The sequence below is a fragment of the Streptomyces sp. NPDC048461 genome (genome assembly GCF_055587105.1).
Map to the genome: position 1 here is coordinate 1 of NZ_JBVJGW010000049.1, position 25,100 is coordinate 25,100.

General features: G+C 73.7%; 19 protein-coding genes and 5 pseudogenes. 14 read left to right on the top strand and 10 right to left on the bottom strand.

The genetic code is table 11. The features are described 5' to 3' along the window. From ACZ6S8_RS38135 to ACZ6S8_RS38150, 4 genes and pseudogenes are all read left to right on the top strand, one after another. Positions 1-315: pseudogene (locus tag ACZ6S8_RS38135) on the top strand (hypothetical protein); the annotation flags it as partial. A gap of 369 nt (positions 316-684) precedes the next feature. Then, entirely contained in the window at positions 685-2,385 is a 1,701-nt protein-coding gene (locus ACZ6S8_RS38140; protein ID WP_469462814.1) for an alpha-glucosidase, read from the top strand. A gap of 57 nt (positions 2,386-2,442) precedes the next feature. Further along, on the top strand, positions 2,443-3,441 hold the full coding sequence (locus tag ACZ6S8_RS38145) for a TIGR03885 family FMN-dependent LLM class oxidoreductase (protein WP_469462816.1): 999 nt from the start codon (positions 2,443-2,445) through the stop codon (positions 3,439-3,441). Beyond that, positions 3,438-5,132 (top strand): alpha-amylase family protein, encoded by a 1,695-nt coding sequence (locus ACZ6S8_RS38150; RefSeq protein ID WP_469462818.1) that lies wholly within the window; start codon positions 3,438-3,440, stop codon positions 5,130-5,132. The genes ACZ6S8_RS38145 and ACZ6S8_RS38150 overlap by 4 nt, the downstream gene beginning before the upstream one ends. Positions 5,133-5,295: 163 nt before the next feature. Here ACZ6S8_RS38150 and ACZ6S8_RS38155 read toward each other — a convergent pair. Both ACZ6S8_RS38155 and ACZ6S8_RS38160 read right to left on the bottom strand, forming a co-directional pair. After that, a pseudogene (locus tag ACZ6S8_RS38155) lies at positions 5,296-5,568 on the bottom strand (cobalamin B12-binding domain-containing protein); the annotation flags it as partial. A gap of 204 nt (positions 5,569-5,772) precedes the next feature. Then, the gene (locus ACZ6S8_RS38160) at positions 5,773-6,177 is read right to left on the bottom strand and encodes a hypothetical protein (RefSeq protein ID WP_469462820.1); all 405 of its coding nucleotides are present in this window, start codon (positions 6,175-6,177) and stop codon (positions 5,773-5,775) included. 103 nt (positions 6,178-6,280) lie between these two features. On the opposite strand from ACZ6S8_RS38160, the gene ACZ6S8_RS38165 reads away from it, so the two are divergent. Further along, the gene (locus ACZ6S8_RS38165; protein WP_469462822.1) at positions 6,281-6,985 is read left to right on the top strand and encodes a 2-phosphosulfolactate phosphatase; all 705 of its coding nucleotides are present in this window, start codon (positions 6,281-6,283) and stop codon (positions 6,983-6,985) included. Positions 6,986-7,044: 59 nt separating this feature from the next. On the opposite strand, the pseudogene ACZ6S8_RS38170 reads toward ACZ6S8_RS38165, so the two are convergent. Next, positions 7,045-7,611, bottom strand: a pseudogene (locus ACZ6S8_RS38170) (DUF4158 domain-containing protein). 133 nt (positions 7,612-7,744) lie between these two features. Here ACZ6S8_RS38170 and ACZ6S8_RS38175 point away from each other — a divergent pair. The 8 genes and pseudogenes from ACZ6S8_RS38175 to ACZ6S8_RS38210 form a co-directional block, all read left to right on the top strand. Then, positions 7,745-8,214 (top strand): annotated as a pseudogene (locus ACZ6S8_RS38175) (transposase); the annotation flags it as partial. 19 nt (positions 8,215-8,233) lie between these two features. Beyond that, the gene (locus ACZ6S8_RS38180; protein ID WP_469462824.1) at positions 8,234-8,482 is read left to right on the top strand and encodes a DUF4259 domain-containing protein; all 249 of its coding nucleotides are present in this window, start codon (positions 8,234-8,236) and stop codon (positions 8,480-8,482) included. A gap of 267 nt (positions 8,483-8,749) precedes the next feature. Continuing rightward, complete coding sequence (locus ACZ6S8_RS38185) at positions 8,750-9,109, top strand: hypothetical protein (RefSeq protein ID WP_469462826.1); 360 nt, start codon at positions 8,750-8,752, stop codon at positions 9,107-9,109. A 293-nt stretch (positions 9,110-9,402) separates the two neighbouring features. Then, on the top strand, positions 9,403-9,669 hold the full coding sequence (locus ACZ6S8_RS38190; RefSeq protein ID WP_469462828.1) for a hypothetical protein: 267 nt from the start codon (positions 9,403-9,405) through the stop codon (positions 9,667-9,669). Between the two features lie 169 nt (positions 9,670-9,838). Then, positions 9,839-11,860 carry a serine/threonine-protein kinase gene (locus ACZ6S8_RS38195; protein WP_469462830.1) on the top strand — a complete coding sequence of 674 codons (2,022 nt, stop codon included), beginning with the start codon at positions 9,839-9,841 and terminating at the stop codon, positions 11,858-11,860. Between the two features lie 54 nt (positions 11,861-11,914). Continuing rightward, complete coding sequence (locus ACZ6S8_RS38200) at positions 11,915-14,452, top strand: outer membrane protein assembly factor BamB family protein (RefSeq protein WP_469462832.1); 2,538 nt, start codon at positions 11,915-11,917, stop codon at positions 14,450-14,452. A 67-nt stretch (positions 14,453-14,519) separates the two neighbouring features. After that, positions 14,520-16,724, top strand: a complete 2,205-nt coding sequence (locus ACZ6S8_RS38205; RefSeq protein WP_469462834.1) for a protein kinase domain-containing protein — start codon at positions 14,520-14,522, stop codon at positions 16,722-16,724. A gap of 133 nt (positions 16,725-16,857) precedes the next feature. Continuing rightward, on the top strand, positions 16,858-17,040 hold the full coding sequence (locus ACZ6S8_RS38210) for a hypothetical protein (protein ID WP_469462836.1): 183 nt from the start codon (positions 16,858-16,860) through the stop codon (positions 17,038-17,040). Positions 17,041-17,115: 75 nt separating this feature from the next. Here the strand turns inward: ACZ6S8_RS38210 and ACZ6S8_RS38215 are convergent, their stop codons facing one another. The 7 genes from ACZ6S8_RS38215 to ACZ6S8_RS38245 form a co-directional block, all read right to left on the bottom strand. Then, a complete protein-coding gene (locus tag ACZ6S8_RS38215; RefSeq protein WP_469462838.1) occupies positions 17,116-17,640 on the bottom strand; it encodes a VOC family protein in 525 nt (174 codons plus the stop codon). 245 nt (positions 17,641-17,885) lie between these two features. Continuing rightward, positions 17,886-19,319, bottom strand: a complete 1,434-nt coding sequence (locus ACZ6S8_RS38220) for a sensor histidine kinase (protein WP_469462840.1) — start codon at positions 19,317-19,319, stop codon at positions 17,886-17,888. Next, positions 19,316-20,041, bottom strand: coding sequence for a response regulator transcription factor (locus ACZ6S8_RS38225; RefSeq protein WP_469462843.1), 726 nt, complete (start codon positions 20,039-20,041; stop codon positions 19,316-19,318). The genes ACZ6S8_RS38220 and ACZ6S8_RS38225 overlap by 4 nt, the downstream gene beginning before the upstream one ends. Before the next feature lie 38 nt (positions 20,042-20,079). Next, positions 20,080-20,721, bottom strand: a complete 642-nt coding sequence (locus tag ACZ6S8_RS38230) for a hypothetical protein (RefSeq protein WP_469462845.1) — start codon at positions 20,719-20,721, stop codon at positions 20,080-20,082. Continuing rightward, a complete protein-coding gene (locus ACZ6S8_RS38235; RefSeq protein ID WP_469462847.1) occupies positions 20,718-21,527 on the bottom strand; it encodes a thioredoxin family protein in 810 nt (269 codons plus the stop codon). Before ACZ6S8_RS38235 ends, ACZ6S8_RS38230 begins: the two co-directional genes overlap by 4 nt. A gap of 310 nt (positions 21,528-21,837) precedes the next feature. Then, positions 21,838-22,407 carry a hypothetical protein gene (locus ACZ6S8_RS38240; protein ID WP_469462850.1) on the bottom strand — a complete coding sequence of 190 codons (570 nt, stop codon included), beginning with the start codon at positions 22,405-22,407 and terminating at the stop codon, positions 21,838-21,840. Between the two features lie 255 nt (positions 22,408-22,662). After that, a complete protein-coding gene (locus ACZ6S8_RS38245) occupies positions 22,663-23,538 on the bottom strand; it encodes a CAP domain-containing protein (protein WP_469462852.1) in 876 nt (291 codons plus the stop codon). 270 nt (positions 23,539-23,808) lie between these two features. On the opposite strand from ACZ6S8_RS38245, the pseudogene ACZ6S8_RS38250 reads away from it, so the two are divergent. Further along, a pseudogene (locus tag ACZ6S8_RS38250) lies at positions 23,809-25,100 on the top strand (NAD(P)/FAD-dependent oxidoreductase); the annotation flags it as partial.

Sequence of the window (25,100 nt, forward strand, 5' to 3'; positions counted from 1 at the left end):
GATGACTGGCTGCCCGTCGACACCCTGCGCGAGGTGCGGCTGACGTACAAGGTGGTGGAGCCGTACCAGGGGGACCACAAGCCGGCCGTCTCCACGCTCGGGCTGGAACTCCTCCTGCGGGGCGGCCGGGAACGGCTCGACCCGCTCCCGTTCGGCGGTGATCCGCAGCGGCTCGCCGACGCACTGGAGGCCCTGCTCGGCCCGCCCGGGGTCGTGGTGGGGCTGTGCACCGAGCGCAGCACGCGCGATCGGCCGCAGCCCCACTCGGGCTGGACCTACGGCGGTTCGGCCTCGGCCGGCTCGGGTGGCGGCTGATCCCGGGCTGCCCGTGGCGCTCCCTGGTGGGGCGTGTTGAGCCGCCGGATCGGCTCGGGCCGCAGCCGGGTCCTCCGGCCACGGCTTGGCCAGGTCGCCGGGTCCCCGGGCCGCGCCGATCAGTGCGACCAGAACCATGAGAAGGGGACGGGAGAGCAGGTCCGTCCAGATTGCCGTCATCGAGAGCGGCGACCGGCGCGGTGTACAGCTCGTGGAGCTCGCGCCGGACGCCGCGGCTCACCCGCCCGCCCAGGGAGCCGGTCACCATGTCGGCCCGGTCTCCCGGTGGAGCCGGCCCCGCACGGCATGACCTCGGCCTCCGGGGAAAGGAGACTCACGTTCCCCACCCCGAGCACGAGGAGTCCACCGATGGCAGCCGACGACATGGGGCACGCCGAGGACGCCTGGTGGCGGTCCGCAGTGGTCTACCAGGTCTATCCGCGCAGCTTCGCCGACTCCGACGGTGACGGCGTCGGCGACCTGGATGGCCTCACCGGACGCCTGGACCATCTGTCCGGGCTCGGCGTCGACGTGCTGTGGCTGTCGCCCGTCAACCCGTCCCCGCAGGCCGACAACGGGTACGACATCAGCGATTACCAGGACATCGACCCCGTCTTCGGTGACCTGGCGGCATTCGACCGGCTGCTGGGCGCCGTGCACGAGCGCGGAATGAAGCTCATCATGGACCTGGTCGTCAACCACACCTCCGACGAGCATCCGTGGTTCCAGGAGTCACGCGACCCGGCCAGCCCGAAGCGCGACTGGTACTGGTGGCGTCCGCCACGTGAGGGACGCGAACCCAACAACTGGGGCTCCTTCTTCTCCGGTTCCGCCTGGGAGCCGGACGCGGCGAGCGACGCGTACTACCTGCATCTCTTCTCGCCGAAGCAGCCCGATCTCAACTGGGAGAACCCCCAGATGCGTCGGGCCGTGTACGCGATGATGCGCTGGTGGCTGGACCGGGGCGTGGACGGCTTCCGGATGGACGTCGTCAACCTCATCTCCAAGGACCCCGCCCTCCCCGACGGCGAGCTCCACGAACAGGGGCCGTACGGTGACGGCTCGCCCTACTTCGTCTGCGGACCCCGCATACACGACTACCTCCAGGAGATGCACCGCGAGGTGATCGCCCGGTACCCGGGCCGGCTGCTGACCGTCGGGGAGATGCCCGGGGTGACGGTCGAGCAGGCCCGCCTGTTCACCGACCCGGCGCGTGCCGAGCTCGACATGGTCTTCCAGTTCGAGCACGTGGGGCTCGACCACGGGCGGGGCAAGTTCGATCCCCGCCCGCTACGGCTCACCGACCTCAAGGCCTCGCTCGGCCGCTGGCAGTCCGGCCTCGCCGACGTCGGCTGGAACAGCCTGTACTGGAACAACCACGACCAGCCCCGGGTGGTCTCCCGGTTCGGTGACGACGGACCGAGCCACCGGGCCCGGTCCGCGACGATGCTCGCGACCGTGCTCCACCTGCACCGGGGCACGCCGTACGTCTACCAGGGCGAGGAACTCGGCATGGCCAACGCGCCCTTGCGCACCATCGAGGACTTTAGGGACATCGAATCCCTGAACCACTACACGCAGGCACTGCGCGCGGGGGCGGAACCCGAAGACGTCCTCCCGGGACTTCGGGCGATGGGCCGCGACAACGCCCGTACACCCATGCAGTGGGACGCGTCCCCGCATGCGGGGTTCACCACGGGCACCCCGTGGATCCCCGTCAACCCGGACCACACCGAGGTCAACGCCGAAGCGGCCCTCGCGGATCCCGGCTCCGTCTACCACCACTACCGTCGGCTGATCGCCCTCCGGCACCGGGAACCGGCCGTCGTGCACGGCGACTTCACGATGCTGCTGCCGGACGACGAGCGGATCTACGCGTTCACCCGCCGGTACGGCCGCACGGTGCTCCTGGTCGTCGGGAACTTCACCGGCGACACCGCCTCCGCCGTGATGCCCGCGGGCTGGGACGGCGCCGAACTCGTCCTGGGCAACGGTCCGTCGGGCCCCCCGCGGCCCGGCCGCCTGGTGCTCGCCCCGTGGGAGGCGCGGGTGCACCGGCGCAACGACTGAGCCGAGCGGGTGGGGACGGAGACCGATGATCCCTCCGGTGCCGGGTACGCGTACCCCATGACCGTCTACGGATTCCACGCCTCCCACGAACAAGTACCTCCCGCCGACCTGCTGGCAGCCGTCGTGCGCGCGGAAGCCGCGGGCTTCACCGCCGCGATGTGTTCGGACCACTTCTCACCGTGGAGCGTCCGGCAGGGTGAGTCCGGCTTCGCCTGGTCCTGGCTCGGCGCGGCGCTCGAGGCCACCGACGCCATCCCCTTCGGAGTGGTGAACGCCCCGGGCCAGCGCTACCATCCGGCGATCGTCGCGCAGGCGATCGGCAGCCTCGCCGCGATGTACCCAGGCCGCTTCTGGGCGGCGCTGGGAAGCGGTGAGGCGTCCAACGAGCACATCACCGGCGATCGCTGGCCGCGCAAGGACGTCCGGAACGCGAGGCTGCGCGAGTGCGTCGACATCATCCGGGCGCTGCTGCGCGGCGAGGAGGTGAGCCACGACGGGCTGGTGACCGTGGACCGGGCCAGGTTGTGGACGCGTCCGGAGACGCTGCCACCGCTGGTGGGGGCCGCGTGCAGCGAGGCGACCGCGCGGTGGTGCGCGGAGTGGGCGGACGGCCTGATCACGGTGAACGCGCCGCGCGAGGCACTGCGCCGGATCGTGGACGCCTACCGTTCGGCGGGCGGCGTCGGCCGGCTGCACCTCCAGGTGCACCTCAGCTGGGCCCCCGACCTGGAAACCGCACGGGAACTCGCCCACGACCAGTGGCGCACCAACGTGCACGGGCCCCCGGCGAGCTGGGACCTCGACTCGGCCGAGCTGTTCGACAACGTCAGCGAGCACGTCTCTCCGGACAAGGTCGCGGAGTCCGTCAACATCTCCGACGATCTCGGCCGGCACGCGGCCTGGCTCCAGGAGTACGCCGACCTCGGCTTCGACGCCGTCATGCTGCATCACGTCGGCAAGGAGCAGAGCTCCTTCATCGACGCGTTCGGCGCGAAGGTGCTGCCGCAACTGGATGTCACCCGGCCCCCGGCCGCCGTCGCGGAGGGCGCCCGATGAGGCTGACCCGCACCTCCGACCTGTGGTGGAAGAACGCGGTCGTCTACTGCCTGGACGTGGAGACGTACCAGGATTCCGACGGCGACGGCACCGGCGACTTCGCGGGCCTGACACAGCGCATCGACCACTTGGTGCGCCTCGGCGTCACCTGCGTGTGGCTGATGCCGTTCTACCCGACGCGGGAGCGCGACGACGGCTACGACATCACCGACTTCTACGCCGTCGATCCCCGGCTCGGCACGCTGGGCGACTTCACCGAGTTCGTGCGCACCGCCCGCGACCGGGGCATCCGGGTCATCGCCGACCTGGTCGTCAACCACACCTCCGACCACCATCCGTGGTTCCAGGACGCCCGCTCCAGCCGCACGTCGAAGTACCGCGACTGGTACGTCTGGTGCGACAGCCCGCCGGAGGACGGCCCCGAGGGCGTGGTCTTCCCCGACGCCGAGAAGAGCGTGTGGGAGCACGACGAGACCACCGAGCAGTACTACCTGCACCGGTTCTACAAGCAGCAGCCCGACCTCAACGTCGCCAACCCGGCGGTCCGTGACGAGATAGCGCGCATCATGGGCTTCTGGACTCAGCTCGGACTGTCGGGATTCCGGGTCGACGCGGTGCCGTTCCTGCTGGAGACCGACGGCCAGGAGGATGCGGACCAACTGCCCGACCCGCACGAGTACCTCGCCGACCTGCGGGCCTTTCTCGGACGTCGCAGCGGTGACGCGGTGCTGCTGGGCGAGGTGAACCTGCCCTACCCGGACACCGCGAAGTTCTTCGGCGACTCGGAGTCCTCGCGCGGTGACGAGCTGACCATGTGCTTCGACTTCATCGGTATGCAGCAGATGTACCTGTCGATGGCGCGGGGCGAGGCAGCCCCTCTGGCGGCGGCTCTACGGGAGCGCCCTGCGGCGCCCCGCGACGCGCACTGGGCGACGTTCGTCCGCAACCACGACGAGCTCACGCTCGACAAACTCGACGACGCCGAGCGAGCCGAGGTGTTCGCCGCCTTCGGCCCCGACAAGGACATGCAGCTCTACGACCGGGGCCTGCGCCGCCGCCTGCCGCCGATGGTCGACGGCGACCGGCGGCGCGTGGAACTTGCCTACAGCCTTCTCTTCTCCCTGCCCGGCACACCGGTGCTGTTCTACGGCGAGGAGATAGGCATGGGCGAGAACCTCGCCGCCGAGGGCCGGCAGGCCGTCCGCACCCCGATGCAGTGGACGCCCGACAAGAGGGGCGGTTTCACCGCGGGGGAGGGAGTGGAGCTGCCCAATCCCGTCGTGACGGGTGCGTTCGGCCCGACGAAGGTCAACGTGCACGACCAGGCGCACGACCCGGCTTCGTCGCTGGGTCGGATGCGGACGCTGATCGAACGCTACCGGGAGACCCCCGAGCTGGCCTGGGGCGACTACCGGGTCATCGACGCGGACGATCCGGGCGTGCTGGTCCACCTCAGTTCGCTGGAGGGCGGCGCGGTGCTCGCGCTGCACAATTTCTCCGAGCGGTCCGTCACCGCCTCCGTCGAGGTCCCGGGACTGAGGGGCGGCCGGCTGCTCACCGATGTCTTCACCGGTGACACCCTCAAGTCGGCGGCCGCCGGCCTCGTCGACGTCACGCTGGATCCGTACGGCTACCGGTGGCTGAGGGTCAACACCCCCCTTGACGACCCGGATCGGGCGACAGCGGTGTGATCCGACGCGCGCGAGGTGTCCGGCCGCACGAAGTGGGCCGGGCACCTCGCGCGATGGTCGCCCCGCCGGCGGTACCGCCTCGGCGGTCGGAACCGGAGGTGTCAGTACTCCGGCATCGCTGGGCGTGGACCTTGCGCTGTCACCGCCCCCCACCAGCACCGTGCCAGCCGCGCAGCTTCAGTACCTCCGTGACGAGGCGGGCAGGGAGGCCGTGCCACTCGCCGTCGACGCACGCCACCAGGACCCACCCCAGGGACGGTTCGGTCTGGGAGACCTTGTGCTGGGCGACGACGGCGACGGCACGCTCGTCAATCGCGGTCGCCGCGTGCTCCTGCGCGACGGTGATCCGGTTCGCGGCCCACTCCTTGCCGACCCGGCCCTGCACTCGGCCGATCACGTCGAGCTGGACGGTCTCGGGGTCCACGCCGTCATCCAGCGCCTGGGATGTAACGCACCATCGGCGGGTTCGCGTCCCTGGTGATTCCTCAAGGTCGGGGCTGATGTCCTGTTGGCATCTGCCCCGCTCCGGCATCAGGCCGCCGGGGCTGACCGGCAGCCACCACCGACCATAGGAGGGCGTACGCCCCACCGGCCCGGACGTTCCGCGGCCGACAGCTCGCCGTCCCGGGGCCAGCCCCCCTCAGCTCGCGCGGGGTTCCGGGAGATAGGGGGTCACGCCGCCCACGGTCGGTACGCAGCGGGTCCCGGCTGGGAGCCGTTCGACGACGGAGAGGCCCTCGGTGCGGCCGGTCTCGTGGGCCCGTTTCGAGCGAGCGGTGCCGTACAGGATCTCGCCGGGCTGACCCACGGTGCCGGTCATGCAGAGCACGGGGTCCGCTGCGAACTGCCCGCCGCTCTCGCGGCGAACCCGCAACTCGGCCGCGTTGGCCTCGGCCTGCACCGACTCGACGGGGGTCTGGCAGTCCGGGCAGGCCGTCCTCGCGACGTTCTCCGTCGACCACGTCTCGCCCGCCTGGCTCACCCAGGCCCGTCCCGGCGGGCGGATCGTGACCCCGTGGACATCCCAGTGGTGGTTGCGGATCACTTTCGCGATGCAGGTAACCGGAGGTGTTGCATTCCGGTGCCGCCGCTGTGACGCGGATCACTCGCTGGGCGCTTCGGGTCGGGCATGCGTGATCATGATCGGTATGGATGCTCGTTTCCTTGGTATCGCTGATCTGGTCGAAGCCCCGTCCGTGGCGGTCGTGGTCGACGTCATGCGTGCTTTCACCGTGGCCGCTTGGGCCTTTGCCCAGGGGGCGGAGAAGATCGTTCTTGCTGAGTCGCTGGACGAGGCCCTCGCGCTGAAGGATCGCCACCCGGATTGGGCGGCGCTCAAAGACGGTCCGCCCGCGCCCGGGTTCGAGATGGTCAACTCGCCGGGCCTGCTGCGGTCCGTTGACCTTGGCGGACGGACCGTTGTGCAGAAGACCACGGCAGGGACGGTCGGCGCTCTCGCGGTCAAGGAGGCGTCATTGGTGCTGTGCGCCAGTTTCGTGGTGGCGGAGGCAACGGCTCAGGTCTTGCGGACACGCAAGGGTGGCAGTGTCACGTTCGTGGTCACTGGCGAGGATGGGCAGGCCGATGAGGATCTGGCGTGTGCTCAGTACATCGCTCGGAGGACCACGGAGACGGGGACGGATGCTGCTGAGTTCCTCCGCCGCGCCGGCGAGTCCCGCGCCGCCGCCGAGCTGGCGGAGGGTGTGCGTCAAGGGGTCCATCCTGATGACGTTGCACTCTGCCTTGAGCTCGACCGGTTCCCTTTTGCCATGGTGGCGACCTTGGAAGGCTCGCTCATGGTCCTGCGTCGGTGCGCGGCGCCTTCGTCGAGTGTCGGCGATGCGTCGATTTGATCGCTGATGGAATCTGACGGTCGACGGGCGAGGGTCAGTACCCAGTCGGGCATGCGGCATCAACTGCATGTCCCGATGACCGTTGTTGACGATCGGGCTGCGGGAAGTCGCGCGACGCGGCTCGCGGCGGCCGTGGTCTGACGCAGGTGGAAGACTTCCTCGTGCTGGGCGGCAAGCCGGGCCAAGGCTTGCGTGCGTAAGTCGGTGAGCGAGTCGATCATCTGTTCCGACTGGGCCAGCCGCTCTTTGAGTCTGGTGTTCTCGGGCTGAGCCGGGCGATTTGGGGTTCGCGAGGGTCGGGGATCTCTCCGCTCGCGCAGCCGCCCGGCCGCCGCGTCGCCATACGCCTTCAGCACCGACACGTCGCCGATGTCGAGCTGCTCGGCGAGGTGGTCGACGACTTCCGCCGGCACATCGGTGGGGTCGTCGAGGAACACCCCCAGCTACCGTGTGGTAGTCAGCTGTAGCGCGTAGCCCGGGCGGATATGGGACCGCCGCTTGCCCTCGATCATTCCCCGGTCCGCATCGTCCAGGAAGAAGAAGCGCTCCAGCTCCATGCGGGTCGACACCCCGCGAAAAGCCGCGTACGCGGCGGCTTGCTCATCCGTCAGAAACTCGACCGGCACCTCGGACCTCCAAACCGTTGATCAACAACGACTGCCGACGGTTCCACTGCCGCAGAAGCCCAGGTCAAAGCCTCCCTGAGCGCCACCGGGGCTTATATCGTGTTCTATGTGGTGCGGCGTCGTCGACCTCTGTATGGGGCGGGATGCTTGGAGTTGGATTGTTCCGGACGGGCTGTGGGAGATCGCGGAGCCGCTGATCCCACCGTCGAAGGTCCGGTCGCAGGGCGGCGGGACGCAGGACACTTCTGATGAGACGCTGTTCGCGGCCATCAACCACGTCCTGGTCAGCGGGTGCGCCTGGCGGGCTCTGCCGCTGTGCTTCGGGATATCGAGGTCGACGGCCCACCGCAGGTTCCTGATCTGGTCGAGGGCCGGAGTCTGGGGCCGGCTCCACGAGGAGCTCCTGCACCGCCTGGACGACGCGGGCTTCCTCGACCTGTCCCGGGCGGTCCTGGACTCCGCCCACGTCAGAGCAAAAACATGTCCTGGCTCACCGGCTACCGCCGCCTCAACCACCGTTACGAACGCCACCCCCGCAGCTACCTGGCCTTTCTCGGCCTCGCCGCCGCCATCTGCTGCTACAAACGCCTCGTCCGCCTCACCATAGGACACGGTCTCAGCGGTGCAATGTCCGGGAGGCGAACCCGTCGACATGTCCTACGGTCCGGAAACACCTGTGCCCCTGTTCCCTTCCGACCTTCGGGCACTCGCCGACGAAGCCCTCGCCCGCATCGTCGGCGACGAGGACGGGCTGGCCTCAAACTGGGTCGACCCAGGGGACTGGAAACAGTGGCGAGCCATACTCACCCGCCTTCGCGTAGTGCTTGCCCCGCCCCCACCGTGCATGGCTCTCTTCGACGTCCATTCATGACAGAGCGTCACCCGCCACAGAGCCTGAGCCAGAACCCCAGAGATGACGTCATCCGGCAGTGGGTCTGAGCGCAGTCCGGTGAAGGATCATGGAACAGCTTGGACTGGCAGCGGGGGCGAGTAGAAAGTATCGGCCTCCGTGTCTCCGCGCGACTACTGTGCCTCCGGTAGATCGTCCCGCCTGATGAAGGGAGCTGAGTTGTGCTGACCACTACGCACCCGCCGTAGGTACCTCTGGAAAGCCCAGAGGACCTTACGGAGGCTCTCGATGTCCCGAACTGTCCGTACGACTCCCAGGAAGCTCCGCGTCCGAGAGGGCGCATGGGAGTCCGCGTTCCTGTATGACCTGCGCTACGCGAAGGCTGAAATGGCCCGAGCCGCCCGCGAAGGCCGTCGCCCTGACCCGGTGAAGACGCTGCGCCAGATCGCTTCCTGGCAGTGGATGATGCTCTACTGCAGGAGGGGCTCGTTCTCCGCCGAGATCGCTACGGCCGAGGGCCGCGCCCGGCTCCAGGGGCGACTCGTCGCCCAGCGGATCCGTGGGCTCCACCACGCCGGCCACGACCTTGACGACGCGGACATGCCGCCGGTCCGTCACCGTCACGGTGCGCTGTGGAATGCCTGGTAGAGGCGAAGCGCCCAGGACTGACCGGCACTAGCGAGCGTGGGAAGTGATACCGGTGGCGGCCCTCCGCCCCGGCCGCGCCCGCGTCCCGTGTCCGCGTGTCCCCGGCGGCGGCCCGCTCCCGCTCCACCACCCCGGCCGCCGCGGCACCCGGCCAGCCGGCCCCGGCACGAGCCGCGCTCCCCGCCCACCGGCGGCAGGCCGCACCGGCCTGGGGGGCGTACACGGTGGCGGGCGCGGGGCGTACGCGGTGACGGGGGCGGCTCGACCGCGTCGAGCCCGACCGCGGACCGGTGGTGCCCGCCGGCTTCCGGACCGACGGCGTCTGGGTCTGGTCCGACCAGATCGCCTACTACCTCGACCGCTACGGACTCGCACCCGAACCCGCGCTCCGCCAGCACCTCACCGCGCGGGCGCCGCACCGCCGGACCGTCCCGCCCCGGATGCTGAGCGCCGCCGGCAGACTCGTACGGACGGAACCCGAGGGGTCGCTGACCGGCCGCCCGCCCTCCCACCGCGGCGCTCCCGGGCGGGTCGGCCGCGACGTCCCCCTCCCGCCGTGACCGCGCACCGCGGCGCACGGCCCGGCGGTCCAAGTGCCGACGGGGTCGGCGGGATCGGCGGCGTCGGGGTCGTGAGCCGAGCGGCAAGTTCGACCGCGGGCAGGGGTGGGAGCGGCGCAACTTGCCTGATATGAAGGCCCGTTGGGGGCGGCGCGGATACGATCTCGGCATGAATCCAGTGATCGCCGCCCTGCCGGGCAGCGCACCCGCCCGGCTCGGCGGTCACCGGATCCTCGGAATCCTCGGGTCCGGGGGCATGGGCACGGTCTACCTGGCCCGCCGCCACGGGCGGCCGGTGGCGCTGAAGACCATTCGGCCCGAGCTGCTCCGCGACACACACCTGCGGGAGCGGTTCACCCGCGAGGCCGTGGCCGCGGCCGCCGTGCGCAGCCCCTTCGTCGCCGCGGTGCTCGGCTCCTCGACCGCCGAGGGAGTGCCCTGGCTGGCCGCCGAGTTCGTGCCCGGCCCGACGCTCGGCGACGCCGTACTGCGGCACGGCCCGCTCCCCGTACCGGCGGCCTGCGTCCTCGCCGCCGCGCTCGGCCGCGCACTGACGGCCCTCGGCCGGGCCGGCGTCGTCCACCGGGACCTCAAACCGTCCAACGTGATCCTCGGCGCCGACCGGCCGCGCGTGGTCGACTTCGGCATCGCCCGGGTGACCGGCGACGCCACCCTCACCACCGCCGGACAGCGTCCGGGAACACCCGGCTACATGTCGCCCGAGCAGGTGGTCAAGGGCCCCCTCGGGCCGGAGAGCGACGTGTTCTGCCTGGGCGCGATCCTGGTGTTCGCGCTGACCGGGCAGCACGTGTTCTTCGACGGTGACGCGGTCCACGCGGACTACAGGACCGCCCACGAGGCCCCCGACCTCGCCGACGTGCCCGGTACCCTGGCGCCCGTGATCCGCGGCTGCCTGGAGAAGCGGCCGGCCGACCGGCCCACCGCCGCCGAGGTGACCCGGGAGCTCGACCCCCGGGGCGCGGCCCTGCGGCCCGCCGTCCGCTGGCTCCCGCCCGAGGTCGTCGCCGATGCCGCCGAACTGGCGCGGGCCGCGGCCGCCCTGGGCGCCGGCCCGCGGCTGCCGGCCCGTCGCACACTGCTCCTCGGCGCGGGCGCTGCCGCGCTCCTCGCCGGGACCGGTGCCGCTTCCCTGCTCCGCTCGCGGCGGGACGGCGGTTCCGGCCCGGCCCCCGCAGCCCGCTGGACCGGGCCGCCCGGCACGGTGCCGCGGCCGCTGTGGTCGTACGACGCCGCCGCGGCGAACCCGCCCTTCGGGCCGGTCGACGCCGACGGGTGGGTGTGCCTCGCGGACGCCGGAGACGAGGTCGCCGTCCACGATCCCGTGTCGGGCGCGCTCCGCGGGCGCGGGCCGGTGGCCGCCGGCCTCCTCGGCGGGCGCGGCCCGGCGGCCCTGGCCCCGGACGGCACGGTCCTGTTGCTGGAGGCCGGCACCGGCGCGGTGCGCCGCAGCACGCCCGTGGGGGCGCAGAAGCTGCTCGCCGCCGACGAGGACCGGGTGTACGTACTCGACGACACCGGCGGGGTGGCCGCCGTGGGGCGGACGGACGGCCGTGCGAGCTGGCGCGTACCGGCCTCGGTGCCGGGCGCGACGCCCTCCGCGACCGCCGGGCACGGGCTGCTGGTGGTGACCTCCGCGGACGGTGGGGTGGCGGCCCTGTCCGCTTCCGACGGCAGGACCCTGTGGCGGGTCCCCGCCGGAACCGGTTCCTGGAGCCCGGCCCTGTCCGCGCGCGCCGTGGTGGTGGGCGGCGGCCGGGACCTGACCTGCCTGAACCCGGCCGACGGCAGCCGGCGGTGGGGCCTGTCCGCGGACGACGCATCCGGTTTCGGTGCTCCCGTCCTCACCGGCGACAGCGTGTACGTCGTGGACGGGCGCCAGCTCCGGAAGGCGGACGCGACGTCCGGCGCACCGGCGTGGACGGTACTGGCCGCTGATCAACTGGCACAGGAACAAGCTCCGTTGGTGTCCGGGTCGGGGGTCTTCGCAGCGCTGCGAGACCCGGAGCTCGGCATCATCGCGGTACACACCGGACGGGCGGCCGAACAGTACGTGTTCGCCCCGCCCCCGGCCGCGGACGCCCCGGCCGCCACCGCCTGGCGGGGGGCCGTCGTACGGGGCAGCGTGATCTGGCAACGCGGCCGGGCGGTCCGCGCCCTGCCGGGCATGTGACCCGTCCCGACCGGGCGGCACGAAAACCGGCGGAACGAAAGGGGAGGGCGACCCATGAGGGGCGGACATCTGGAAGACGGGCTGGTTCCCCGGGACCCGCGGACCGCCGGGCCGTACCGGCTGCTGGCCCGCTGGCCCGGGCCCCGGCCGGTCCCGCCGGAGCAAGGCATGTACGTGGGCCGGGACCGCGCCCACCGGCACGCCGTGGTCTGCCTGGTCCCGCCGGCCGCGTACGGGGCGGCCGAGGCCCTGCGCCGCGGGGCCGTCCCCGGGGTACCGGAGGTGCTCGGCCTGCGGACCGGGACGGACCCCTCGTGGCTGGCCATGGCGTACGCCCCCGCCGTGTCCCTCGCCGACGTGGCACGGCCCGGCACCCCGTCCGGAGTGCTGGCACCGGACCAGGCGGTGCGCCTGGCCGCGGCGGTCGCCGGCACCCTGGCGGCGCTGCACGGCCGCGGCATCGGCTACGGCGCGGTGGCACCCGAGGGGATCTGGCTCACCACGGGCCGCCCGCTGCTCATGGCCCTGCACGCATGCCGCCCGCTGACGGCGACGGCGGAGCCGGCCCGGGAACCCGGCGGGGAAGCGGCAACCGGGCGGGGCCGGGACGACCGCACGCCCGGCGCCGCGCGGCCCGCGGCGCCCGAAGCGCACAGCCGCGTATCGACCGTGCCCGCCGCCTGGATGGCCCCGGAAGTGGCGACCGGCGGGCCCTCCTCCGCTGCCGCCGACGTGTACGCCCTCGCCGTGCTGCTCGTCCACTCGGCCACCGGCCGGCTGCCGTTCGGCGACGGCCCGCCACCCGTCCTGGCGTACCGGGCCCTCCACGACCGGCCCGCGCTTCCCCCACTGCCCGGCGGGGCGGTCGGGGCGGGTGAGGCCCTCGCCGCGGCGCTGTCCCCCTCCGCCGCCGACCGCCCGACCGCTGCCGAGCTGGGCCGGGCGCTGACACCGGGCGAGCAGGACCCGGGGCGGGCCCTGGGCCCGCTGCCCGGCCGGGCGGTGGCCGCACTGGCGGTGCGCGCGCAGGCGATCGCCGACCTGGAGGCCGACGACGGAGGGCCCGCGGACCGCCCCGCGACGGTGGTGGCGACCCGCCCGCTGCGCGGCCGGCCCGGGGACGGGCGCGAGGACGGACGCGAGGACGGTCCCGAGGACGGACGCGAGGACGGTCCCGAGGAAGGGCACGAGGACGGACGACATGACGGACGCGAGGACGGACGACACGACGATCCCGAGGAAGGGACCGGAGCCGCCGGGTCCGTGGGCGGCTCGGGCTCGGCGCCGGAGAGCCGCGCCCCCGGGACCCCTGCCCCGGCCGTCGCAACGGCGGAGACCGCGCCCGACACCTCCACCGCTTCCCCGACCCGGCGCCGGGTCCTCTCCGGCCTGCTGACCGGCGCCGTCGGCGCGGCCCTGGGCGTCGCCGGGACGCTCCTGTGGCCCGCCCCCAGCCGGGACGGCCACGGCTCCGCGCCCGCGGGCGCCGCCTCCGGCGGCCGTGCCGCGGCGAACTCCCGGGTGCCCGGGATGCCGCCGGGTGCGCTGTGGCGCGTGGACGACAACACGGCCCGGATCCGGCTGCTCCCCGTACACGGCGCGGACCGCTTCCTGCTGACGCGGGGTGATGTCCTGTACGCCCACGACCTCGGCACCGGCCGAGAGGTGTGGCACCTGCCCGACGCGGGCTCGCTCCACCTTCCCGTCCAGGCGCCCGGGGGCCGCGCCCTCATGAGCACGCGGGAGGGGCTGGCGCTCCGTTCGCTGAGCGACGGCCGTACCCAGTGGCTGCAACGGTACGAGGACCTCACGAGGGTGCTCGCCGTCGAAGGCGCCACCGCCTGGCTGCTGGTGGGCAACGGCACCCCGTACGGCGGGAACCAGCTGGCGGCCTTCGACCTGGACCGGCGCACGGAGACGTGGCGCACCCCGCTCCCGGACGGATTCGGCTACACGCTGTCCGTCACCGTCGGACCGGAGGCCGTCATCGTGGAGGTGCCACCGCCCGACCTGGGCGAATTCCGCAACGTCCATGCCGTCCGCACCCTGGCGATCGCGGGCTTCGACCGGCGTACCGGACGCATGCTGTGGAACCGCTCGTACCCCGAGGTGTCCGGCGGCGCCGCCTCCGCGGTCGACCCGGCGACGGCCCGGCTGTTCCTCCTCGCGCGCGACCGTGCGTCCGCGTACGACCTGACGACCGGCGCCCGGCTGTGGGAGTCGCAGGCCGAGATCGCCGACACCAACGGCCCGCCCCTCTTCAGCGGCGGCGTGCTGTGCGTCAACGACGCGGGCAGGGGGCCGCTCGTCGCCGTCGCGGCCGACAGCGGCAGGACGCTCTGGGAGCAGGACCTCGACGTGGACCTGGAGTGGATGATGCTCGGGCCCATGGCCGTGAGCTCCTCCGGCCGCACGCTGTTCCTGTCCACCCTGCACCACGTCACCGCCACCGACCTGGCCTCGGGCAAACGGCTCTGGCAGGCCGGGCTCGCCGAGGGGCCCAAGGCCCGCGAGCCGTTCCAGCTCGTCGCCGTCCCCGGCATCCTGCTCGCCGCCCGCCCGTCGGCCGTCGTGGCGGTTCCGGCCGACTGACCGGCGGCCTCCGCGCCCCGTCCCGTCCCCGCCCCGCCTCCGCCCCCGCACGAAGGAGCCCCCGGCCATGGCCACCGTCCTGCCCCTCCTGCCCGACGACCCCGACGAGCTCGGGGGGTACACCCTGATCGGCCGGCTGGGCGGAGGCGGCATGGGGACCGTCTTCCTCGCGCGCTCGGCCGGCGGACGGCTCGCCGCGGTGAAGACCGTACGGGCGGACCTGCGCGACCGGCCCGGATACCGGGAGCGGCTGGTCCTGGAGGCGGAGGCGGCCACGGCCCTGGGAGCCGAACACACCGCCGCGTTCCTCGGGGCGGACCCGGACGCGGCCCGGCCGTGGCTGGCGACGGCGTACCTCATCGGTCCCTCGCTGACCGAGGCAGTGGCCGCCGGCGGCCCGCTCCCGGAGGACGCCGTACGCAGCCTGGGCTCCGGGCTCGCCGAGGCGCTCGCGGCACTGCACCGCGCGGGCCTGGTCCACCGCGACCTCAAGCCGTCCAACGTACTGATCACCGCACGAGGACCCCGGCTCATCGACTTCGGGCTGGCCCAGGCCCCGGGCAGCCCCCGGCTCACCGCCCCCGGCGACGTCACGGGCACCCCCGCGTACATGTCCCCCGAACAGGCCCGCGGCGAACGGCCCGGCACCCAGGGCGACGTCTTCGCCCTCGGCGGAGTGCTCGTCTTCGCGTCCTCCGGGCACGGCCCGTACGACGGCGGCGGCGGACGGGCGGACACCCTGCGACTGCTGCGGGACGGCGCCGCCCCCGACCTGTCCGGCGTACCGCACGGACCGAACGGGACCGAACCGCACGGACTGGGCGGGACGCTCACCGCGTGCCTGGCACCGGAGCCGTCCGACCGCCCCTCACCGGACCGACTGGTCGAGTCCTGGGGCCCGTTCGACCCCGACGGGTTCGCCGACGCGCTGCCGCAGGCGCTGCTCGCCGACCTGTCCCGCCGGTTCGGCGAGATCGCCGCGGTCGGCGCCGCACCCCTGCGCGACCCCGCACGCCGCCGCGCCCCCTCCCGCCGGGCCGTGCTCACGGGCGCGGCCGGCGCAGCCGTCACCGGCGCGGGCCTCGCCGCGCTCTGGCTCACCGGCTCGCTCCCCGGTGCCCGCGCCGGCAACGGTTCCGCCGGCTCCGGGTCCGGTGGCCCCACGGCCGCACCCGGTCCCGGCCGGCCCACCCCCCGTCCTCCCGGCACGCCGCCGGCCCCCCTCTGGTCGATCGCCGTTCCCTTCACCGTCGGCCCGGCCATGGCGATCGACGACGTCCTGGTCCACCACGACGAAGTCCTGCGCGGGTACGCGACCTCCGACGGCCGCGTCCTGTGGGAAGCCCAGACCAGCGCGGTCCGGCTCGCCCGGGCCGGCAACCGGCTCGCGGGCCTCGTCTTCGACACGGACGGCAACGCGAGCGCCGGATACGTCGACCCCCACACCGGCCGCCTCGGCGCCGACACGGCGGGCCCGGCCGCCCTGGGCGAGCTCGCGTACATCACCGACGTCCTGGCCGCGGACGACACGTGCCTCTACCTCAAGGCGTCCTACCGGTCCGACGAGGCGAGCGACGATTTGTGGACCGTGGCCTACGACCTGGCGGCGGGACAGGTGCGCTGGCGCCGGCGCCTCGAAGGCGCGATCCGGGGACCGGACAAATCGCTGATCATGTCGGCGGTCGTCTCCGGAGGCCGCCTGATCTGCACGGACCCCGGCCGCATCTTCGCCGTCGACGTGCGCGACGGACGCCTCCTGTGGTCCTGCCGGCTGCGCACCGACCAACAGGCGACGTCTCCCGAAGGGGTGTCGGGCGGCATGTACCCCCCGACGGTCTCGGACCGCCACGCCTTCGACTTCGACGACACGATCACGGCGGTGGACCTGTCGACGGGCACCGTCGCCTGGAGGCTGGAGCCGGAGAACGCGGGGCCCCTCCACGAACCCATCTGCCTGAACGGCGTCGTGTACGTCGCCGATGACGCGCTCCACGCCTTCGACGACACGACCGGAAAGAAGACGTGGACGCACGCCACCGACGGGTTCATCCGCCACATCGCGGCCCCGGACCCCTTCCGCGGCGAGCTCTACGCGGCGGTCGGCGACGGCGGTCAGGCGGTCGTCGCGGTGAACCCCGCCGAGCGCCGGACCGCGTGGGCCGTGTCCGCGGGCGCCGTGGGCATGTCCGACGGGGCGGACCGGTTGGTCCAGCACGGCAACCGCCTGTACGCGCAGACGCTCGACCGCATCGCGGCCGTCCCGCTCGACTGAACTCCGGCCCGCGCCGTCGGCGCCGGGGCGAGGTCTTCCTGTCGGAGTCGGAGTACGAGGAGGAGTCCGGGCCGGTGGGCCCGTTCAGGTGCACGGTCGCATCGTGCGGGCCTGGTGGGGGCAGGAGTCACCCATGCCGAACGCCATGTCCTCACCCGATGACGTCACCGCCGCGGAGAACAGCACGGCCGGAGCCGGAAGCGGGCCGCCGTCCGGCGCGCAGCCCGGTACGCGCGCCTCGGAACTGCTGGTGCTGCTCGACCGGCAGCACCGGAGCGAGCCCGACGTCATCCCGGGCCAGGAGACCCTGTTCTGAGCCCGCGTCGCCGTCCGTACCCGCCCGGCCCCGACCCGCCGGACGGAAGGGACGCCGAGAATCCAAAGAGACGGCCTAGTCGGCCGGGCGCAGCGGCGGGCTGGCCACCCCGGTCTCCCGGCCGCTGAGCGCGGCGTCCAGGGTTTCCTGGGCCCTGCGCATCGACTCGGCGTACGCCGGCTCGGACATCCGCTGCCAGGCCAGGTCCGGTGCGACGTCCTCGACGCGGCTCGTCACCCACCAGATGTTGCCGAACGGGTCCCGCACCCTGCCGCCGCGGTCGCCCCACGCGCTGTCGGAGGGCTCGGTGATCACCTGCGCCCCGTGCGCGACGGCGGCGGCGACGGCGGCGTCCGCGTCCGGGACGTAGACCCGCAACAGCGAGGGCATCGCCGGCCAGTCGGGCCGCCGGTCGAAGGCCAGCACCACCGTGTCGCCGACGCGGATCTCGCCGTGGCCGATGCTGCCGTCCTCGACCCGCACCCGGGCGAGCTCCACGCCGCCGAACGCGAGGGTGACGAAGTCGAGGAGAGCGCCGGTGTCGTCGGTGACCACCCACGGTGCGACGCTGGTGTACCCCTCGGGTGCGGTGTGGTTCATCGGTCTCTTCCCCTCGTGCGGTCCGTCGGTCCGTCCTGATGACCTCTCGACAGTAGAGCCCGAGTAGGACGGTTCCTGTCCTAGGCCGTCTCTTTCGGATCTTGCCGGGCCCGCGACGCCTGGCACCGCGCCCGGCCGCACTGCCAGGGCAACCGAGTACGTCCAGTACACGGGCGCCCCGACAGCACGACCAGGCACGGCGCCAGACGCCGCGGGCTCGGCCGACAAGATCCGAAAGAGACGGCCTAGTCGGCGGCCCGGCCGGCGGGTCCGCCTCCCTTGCGGCCCCGGCGGCGGGAGATGCGGGACCGGTGGCCGGACGGGGACTGCGGGGCCAGGGCGAACGTCACCGTGATGTGCGCCCCTCCGAGCGCCCCTCGGGTGATGCGCATCGTGCCCCCCGTCGCGCTCGCGGCGCGCTGCGCGATGTCGAGGCCCAGGCCCGTGGAGCCGGTGCTGCTTCCGCGGGAGAGGGCCCGGTCCGGTTCCGGGATGCCCGGTCCGCCGTCCTCCACGACCAGTTCCACGGCCTGCGCCGTGCGGACGACGCGGACGCCCAGCGGGGTCCCGGCGGCGGTGTGGCGGAAGACGTTGCCGATGAGCGCGTCCACCACGGCGGCGACGTCGTCGTCGGAGAGGCGGACGGCGGTCGGTTCCTGCGTGAGGTCGAGGGAGCAGGACCGGTTCTGCTGCGCGGCCAGGACCGTCCAGAACGCGGTCCGGCGGCGGACGACGTCGGCCGCCTCGCAGCGGGGACCCGGCGCACCCGACGCTCCGGACCCGTTCGGCGACCGTCCCGCGGGCTGCTGCTCCGTACCGAGCATGCCCTGGCCCATGGGCCCCACCGCGAGGGGGGTGCGCGCCGCGGCGATGATGGCCTCCAACTCGGCCTCCAGCTCGTCGACCGCGGCCTCGACCCTGGCCGACTCCGGTGTCCCGGCCATCCGTTCCGAGGCCAGGTGCAGCGCGGTCAGCGGCGTGCGCAGCCGGTGGGAGAGGTCGGCGACGAGCTCCCGCTCGACGGCGAGCAGCTCGTTCATCCGGTGGGCCATCGCGTTGAAGGCGACGCCCGCGTCCCGCAGCTCCCTGGGGCCCATGGGGTCGACGCGGGTGTCCAGGTCGCCCCGGCCGAGCGCGTGCGAGGCCTGCGCGAGCCGCTTCGAGGACCGGACGACCGTCGCGCCGAGCCGGTCGGCGACCAGGACGGAACCGGCGATCAGCCCCACGGCGAGGAAGAGCATCACCGCCCACGACTCCTTCACCCCGCGGGTGAGTTCCGCCTCGGGCACGAAGTTCTCGATGACGGCGACCTCGTCGCCGGGGAGCACCACCGGCTGGAGACAGATCCAGCCGCCCGGGACCTCCTGCGAGATCGACTCGCGCCCCCGCTGGGCCCGTTCGAGGAGGGCGGCCGGCGCCTTGGAACTGCCCAGCGCCCCCGAACCCGGCAGGTGCACGACCAGGTGCTCCGACGCGTCCAGGCTGGCCGCGGACTCGCGCAGGGCCGCCGGATCCGTGGTCAGGGTGAGCACGGGTGCCAGCGCGGCGGCCCGCTGTTCGGCGGCCGTGACGCCCTGCTCCTTGACCAGCGACATCACCAGGGCGGCCAGGGGTATGAGGAAGGACAGGGCGACCATCGAGGTCACGGCGAGCGCCACTCCGGCCAGCGAACGTCTCAACGCGGTGCCACCAGCTTGATGCCGACGCCGCGCACCGTCAGCAGGTAGCGCGGGGCCGCCGCGCGTTCGCCGAGCTTGCGCCGCAGCGACGACAGGTGCACGTCGACCGTCTGGTCGTCCACGTACGGTTCGCGCCAGACCTCGGTGAGCAGCCGCCGTTTCGAGACGACCTGGCCGGTGTGGTGGGCGAGGAAGGCCAGCAGGTCGAACTCCCGGCGGGTGAGGCGCAGCTCCCGCCCGGCCAGGTACGCGGTGCGCGCGCCCGGGTCCACCGCCAGTTCGCCCACGGTGGTGGAGCGCACCGGTTCGGTGGCCGGCGCCGCCGCTGCCCCGGGTGCACCGGCGCCGGACGGCGGGAGGCTGCCGGTGCGCCGCAGGACGGCGGAGAGACGGGCGAGGAGCTGTCCGCCGGAGAAGGGCTTGACCAGGTAGTCGTCGGCGCCCGCGTTCAACAGGTTGATGATCTCCGCCTCGTCGTCGCGGGCGGTTGCCACCAGGACGGGCACGGAGGATATCCCGCGGATCATGCGCAGGGCGTCCGCTCCGTCGAGGTCGGGAAGCCCCAGGTCGAGGACCACGGCGTCGACGGGCGACTGCGTGACCTCGCGCAGCGCGCCGAACCCGTCGGCCGCGCTGCGTACGGCGTACCCCTGCTCCGACAGGACCTCGATCAGGGACTGGCGGATGCTGGGGTCGTCTTCCACGACCAGGACGCTCGGCATGCGGACACCTTAAGGGGCTCGTCGGGGCGCGCCACCCTTCAGGAGGCGGCGAACACCGGGCCGGCGTCCGTGACGCGCAGCTGCACGGCGCGGTCGGACACCGGGATGGTGCAGCCGTCGCGGGTGCTGCAGCTCGCGTAGCCGAGCACGACCGTCGCTCCGCCGCTGCCCGAGGCGCGGACGGTCAGCGTCGTGGTCACCGGACCGTCCGGGTAGACGGGGACCGGGGCGTCGACCCCGGGCACCCGGATCGACCGCACCGCGGCGGAGGCCCGCAGCGTGCCCTTCGCCGCGAGGGCGCCGCCGACGGTCACCGTGGTGGGCCGGCCCACGCCCTCGATGCCGGTGGGCGGCAGATCGGTGCTGTAGAGGTGGAACCCCGCGGCCTCGGGCGCGAAGACCGCGGTGAGCGTCCCCTCCGAGGCGTGCCAGTCCGCCACCGAGAGCGTGACGGTGACGCCGTTCTCGGAGAAGCGCGTCGTGGACGCGGGGATCGCGGGCGTGGAGCCGGCGGACGCGGGGCCCGGGGAAGCCCCGGACGGCACCCCTCCGCAGGCCACGAGCGCGGCCAGCGGGAGGAGGGCGGCCGCGAGGCGGGCCCGGCGGGAGCGCCTGGCGCGGAGGGAAGGCGTGGAAGGTGCGGGCTTGTTCGGCTGCGGGCCCCGGTCCTGTCGGCTCATGACGCCCACGTGCGGAGGAAGGTGTTGATGCCGTCCGCGGTCAGGGGCGGGTTCCCGGTGACGTGGGTGTCGGTGCGCAGGGTGCCGGAGGGCGAGACCACCACCAGGACGGGCATCGTGTACGTCCCGCCCGACGGGCTGTACCGGCGCAGGAGCGCGGAGTTCGCCGAGCTGTCGCCGCCGATGTCGACCTTGACGAGGTGGTAGGAGGCCCCGAGCAGGGCCGAGGTCTTCGGCTGGGCGAACACCTTGTCGGCGGCCTTGCAGTTGCCGCACCAGTTCGCGCCGAAGTCGAGCAGCACCATCCGTCCGTCGGCCTTCGCCGCGCGCAGGGCGGCGTCGATCTGCTGCTGCGCGTCGGCCGATGCGTCGTAGCCGGGGCCGGGCACGCGGGCCGGAGCGGGCGCCGCCGAGGTCCGCGGGGGCTTGGACGGCGTCCCGGCGGAGGTGCCGGAGCCGCTGCGCGCACCGGTACGGGAGGGGCTCGGGGAGGAGCCGGCCGGCGCGGCGGTGGAGGACCCGGACGGGGAGCCGGACGCCGGCGCGGACGGCGGGGCCGACGGGGCCGGGGGCGCCTCGGAGGACGCGCTCGCCGACACCGCCCCGGCGGGAAGCGCCGCCGCGGACGACGGGGCGGCGGGCCCGGAGGAACCGGCGGGCCCGGAGGACGGCCCGCACGCGGCGGTCAGACCGGCCGCGACCACGGCCGCGGCGACCAGCGGCAGGCGCCGCCCGAGCGGTGCGGCGGAGCGGGGGGACACCGTGCGGCGCTCGGCGCGGACGGATCGGAGCAGGCGAGAACTCATGGCGGAGACACCCCAGGGCAAGGTTCGGACTGCGGGATGGGCGAGGCACATCCCGGCTCGGAGAAGCCGGGGCCCGACGGTTCACCGGTCGTGGTGCTCCGGTGCCGCGGGCCGCTCGGCTGACGTGAGCATAGGACCGCCCGCGGCCCGCGGAACCGCCTCGGCGCGATCTTGAGGTTGCCCTAAGGAACAGCTCACCTTCCGCTTCGGCGGAAGCCGGTGCACGAGCACACGTAGCGCCGTGAATCGGGCAGCACGGTACGGGAGTCGCCACGTGGTGCGCATCGGCTCGGGGCCGTCGCACCGGGCATCAGAACGAGGTCTCGCGCACGCTGGCCTTCGCCCCCGGGACGATCGTCGCCGTGATCACCGACCGGTGGTCGTCACTGGAGAACGTCACCGAGAGGGTGTCGTCGGCGCTCTGCGCGGTGGACGTCTTGAAGCCGCGGCCGGGGATCGCCGAGATCAGGCACACCCCCTTGCTGCCGTACCGGACGGTGACCTTGCCGCCCTGCGAGGGGACGGTGTGCAGGCCCGCCCCGCCCTGCTCGCAGTCGACGCCGGGCCTGGGCGCACTGGCCCGCGGGGTGCCCGCCGAGGCCTTCGCGGGGGTGGGAGCGGGCGAGGTGGACGGGCGCTGCGTCAGCGTGGGCGAGGGGCTCGCGGAGACGGTCGCGGACGGGGACGGCGAGACCTGCTCCGGCGACGGACTGCCCGCCTCCCAGGCGGGGGGCGTGTCGATGACCACCGGGGCGGAGCGCGCGACCGGGGGCGTGTGCCTGGTCGACCCGACCACGAACTGGACGGTCACGAGCACGGCGGTCACGCTGGCGGCCGTGCACGACAGCCATATGAGCAGGTAGCGCGGAGTTCGGGGCACGGCTCCATAGTGGCCGACGCACGGCGCGGCGCGTCACCGGCACCCCCGAAGGCCGGCCGCGGGCGGGGAGCCGCGGGCCTCCGGGCGGGCGGACCGGGGAACGCCGACGTCCCCCGGAGCCGCGGAGGGTCCGGAGGACGGGCGGGGCGGATCGGAGGGCGGCGTGGGGGAACCGTCCGCCGATCCGCCCCGGGGAGGGCACCGGTGGGGAGGCCCCGCCGGAGGGGGCGTCGGCCGGGGAGGGCCGGAGCTCCGCTACTTCCCGGTGCCGAAGTTCTGCGTCCACCAGGGGCCGCCGTCGCCCTTGTGGACGCCTATGCCGATCTCGCGGAAGTCGCAGTTGAGGATGTTCGCCCGGTGTCCGGAGCTGTTCATCCAGGAGTTCATGACCGAGGCGGCGTCGGCCTGCCCCCGGGCTATGTTCTCGCCGAGGCGGGACCACTTGTATCCGGCGGCCTCCACGCGGCTGGTCATGGTGGACCCGTCGGGGCCGGTGTGCGACATGACGCCGCTGCGGGCCATCGTGTCGCTGTACGCCCGTGCGGCGGCGCTCAGCTTCGCGTTGGCGGTGAGGGCGCCGCACCCGGCCGCCGCCCGCTCCTTGTTGACCAGGGAGAGGACCGCGGACTCGGCGTCCGCGTTCACGGTGCCGGAACCGCCGGAACCGCCAGAGCCGCCGGACGTGCCCGAACCGCCCGAACCGCCCGAGCCGCCGCCCTTCGTGGGGGAGGGCTTGGGCGCCGGCTTGGCCGGCTTGGCGGCCGCCGTCGTGGCCGGAGCGTTGTTCGCCCGGATCGAGGGATCGGCGGGAGCGGACGATCCCGACGCGCCGGCGTCGGGCGTCGCGGACGGGCTGGCGCTCGCCGAGGCGGAGGCCGAGGCTTCGGGGGTGCCCGTCGGCGACGCGTCGGCGGGGGCCGCCGGAGGCGTCGCCGCCGTGCCGGACGCCGTACCGGTCTGCTCGCCGGCCCGCTGCTCCGTACGGGTGTCCCCGTCGGAATCGGCCACGGCGACCCCGACCGCAACGACCGCGGCGGCCGCGGTGACGGACAGCACGATGCGGGTGCGCGCCGACTTCTTCCGGCGCGCCTCGACGCGGGACGGGGTTCCGAGATCTCGGCTGCGGCTCATGCCGGTAACACCTCACTGGAGCTGGGGAGGAGGGGAGTTGGCCCGAGCCTAGGCCCGTGACCAGCCAAAAGAGCACCAGGGAGGGGTTCTTCAGAGTCCCTTAAGGAAGCCCGCAGGTTCGACACAGGGACGATCCGGGCATTGATCCCAACTCGGCTCGCCCGCCGGGACGTCGGCGGGCGCCGGCGACGGCCCTGTTCGGGCGGGGTGGGCGGCCGAAGATCACCGAGCCGTAGGATCGGCCCGCAACACGACGCGAAGGGGCGTTCAGTGGCGCGGGTTGCGGTGATCGGTGGGGGCATCGGCGGGCTGGGAACGGCACTCATGCTCGGCCGGCGGGGCCATGAGGTCACGCTGTACGAGCAGGACGCGCGGCAGGCCGGCGAGGACCTGGACCGCGACTTCTTCCACTGGGCCAGACCGCGGAGCCCCCAGGCCGTCCAGCCCCACTCGTTCCTCGCCCCCGTGCGCACCGTGCTGCGCGCCGAGGCGCCCGACGTCTACGCGGACCTGCTGGCGCGCGGAGCCGAGGAGTACCACGAGTTCTACTGGTTCTCCGAGCCTCCGGAGCACCGGCCGGGCGACGAGGACCTGGTCACCGTACGGACCCGGCGGATCGTGCTGGAGGCCGCCCTGACCGCGGCCGTGCGCCGGGAGCGCACCGTCGAGGTGCGGCTCGGCCGCCGGGTGGACGGCCTCGTCTTCCGGGAGGGAGTCCCGCCCGGGTCACCGGCGTGCGGGTGGGCGCGCAGGCGCACCCGGCGGACCTGGTCGTCGACGCGGCCGGTCGTCGTTCGCCGGTGCCGGCCTGGCTGACCGCCGCCGGCTGCCGCCCGCCCGTGGTCGACAGCCATCGTGCCGGACTCGCCTACCTGTGCCGCTGGTACCGCCTGCGCACCGACGGCCCCCGCGATCCCGGGCGGGTGAAGCCGGGCTCGGCCGCGCCGTTCGCGCTGGCCGGCGTCTTCCCTTCGGACAACGACACCTTTGCGGTGAACCTGGTGCTCTCCACGGGTGATCCGACCCGCGGAGCCCTCACCGACCCCGCCGTGTTCGAGGCCGCCGCCCGGTGCTTTCCCGCCACCGCCGCGTGGCTCGACCTCGCCCCCGAACCCCGGTCGGCCGTGTTGCCGATGGCCGGCCTGGACAACCGCTGGACCGGCCTCGCCGACGACCGCGGACCGGTCGTGACCGGTCTGGTCAACGCCGGGGACAGCCTGATCCACACCAACCCGACCCTGGGCCACGGCGCGGCCCTCTGCCTGCAGGCCTCCCGGCACCTCGCAGCCCACGCCGACGAGATCGCCGCGGACCCCGCCGTCTACCACGCCTGGACCGCGCAGACCCTCCGCCCGTGGTTCGACGCGCAGGTCACGGCCGACCGCGCCAACGAGGACCGCCTCACCGAGAGCGCCCCGCCCCCCGACCGGCGGGCCGCTGCCCCAGGGGGTGTCGTCGAACTCGTTCCTGCCGTGCGGTGTCCGGCACGCACGCTCGCCGCGTTGTCGGGATCACCCGTGTACATCCGGTACACGGGCGACCCTCCGCCTTGCGAGCGCACG

Bases quoted from the DNA above. Each gene is read 5' to 3' on its own strand.
- ACZ6S8_RS38195 (WP_469462830.1), top strand. From the start codon at position 9,839: ATGAATCCAGTGATCGCCGCCCTGCCGGGCAGCGCACCCGCCCGGCTC.
- ACZ6S8_RS38185 (WP_469462826.1), top strand. From the start codon at position 8,750: ATGTCCCGAACTGTCCGTACGACTCCCAGGAAGCTCCGCGTCCGAGAG.
- ACZ6S8_RS38230 (WP_469462845.1), bottom strand. From the start codon at position 20,721: ATGAGCCGACAGGACCGGGGCCCGCAGCCGAACAAGCCCGCACCTTCC.
- ACZ6S8_RS38245 (WP_469462852.1), bottom strand. From the start codon at position 23,538: ATGAGCCGCAGCCGAGATCTCGGAACCCCGTCCCGCGTCGAGGCGCGC.
- ACZ6S8_RS38140 (WP_469462814.1), top strand. From the start codon at position 685: ATGGCAGCCGACGACATGGGGCACGCCGAGGACGCCTGGTGGCGGTCC.
- ACZ6S8_RS38210 (WP_469462836.1), top strand. From the start codon at position 16,858: ATGCCGAACGCCATGTCCTCACCCGATGACGTCACCGCCGCGGAGAAC.
- ACZ6S8_RS38150 (WP_469462818.1), top strand. From the start codon at position 3,438: ATGAGGCTGACCCGCACCTCCGACCTGTGGTGGAAGAACGCGGTCGTC.
- ACZ6S8_RS38145 (WP_469462816.1), top strand. From the start codon at position 2,443: ATGACCGTCTACGGATTCCACGCCTCCCACGAACAAGTACCTCCCGCC.
- ACZ6S8_RS38215 (WP_469462838.1), bottom strand. From the start codon at position 17,640: ATGAACCACACCGCACCCGAGGGGTACACCAGCGTCGCACCGTGGGTG.
- ACZ6S8_RS38205 (WP_469462834.1), top strand. From the start codon at position 14,520: ATGGCCACCGTCCTGCCCCTCCTGCCCGACGACCCCGACGAGCTCGGG.
- ACZ6S8_RS38235 (WP_469462847.1), bottom strand. From the start codon at position 21,527: ATGAGTTCTCGCCTGCTCCGATCCGTCCGCGCCGAGCGCCGCACGGTG.
- ACZ6S8_RS38225 (WP_469462843.1), bottom strand. From the start codon at position 20,041: ATGCCGAGCGTCCTGGTCGTGGAAGACGACCCCAGCATCCGCCAGTCC.
- ACZ6S8_RS38200 (WP_469462832.1), top strand. From the start codon at position 11,915: ATGAGGGGCGGACATCTGGAAGACGGGCTGGTTCCCCGGGACCCGCGG.
- ACZ6S8_RS38165 (WP_469462822.1), top strand. From the start codon at position 6,281: ATGGATGCTCGTTTCCTTGGTATCGCTGATCTGGTCGAAGCCCCGTCC.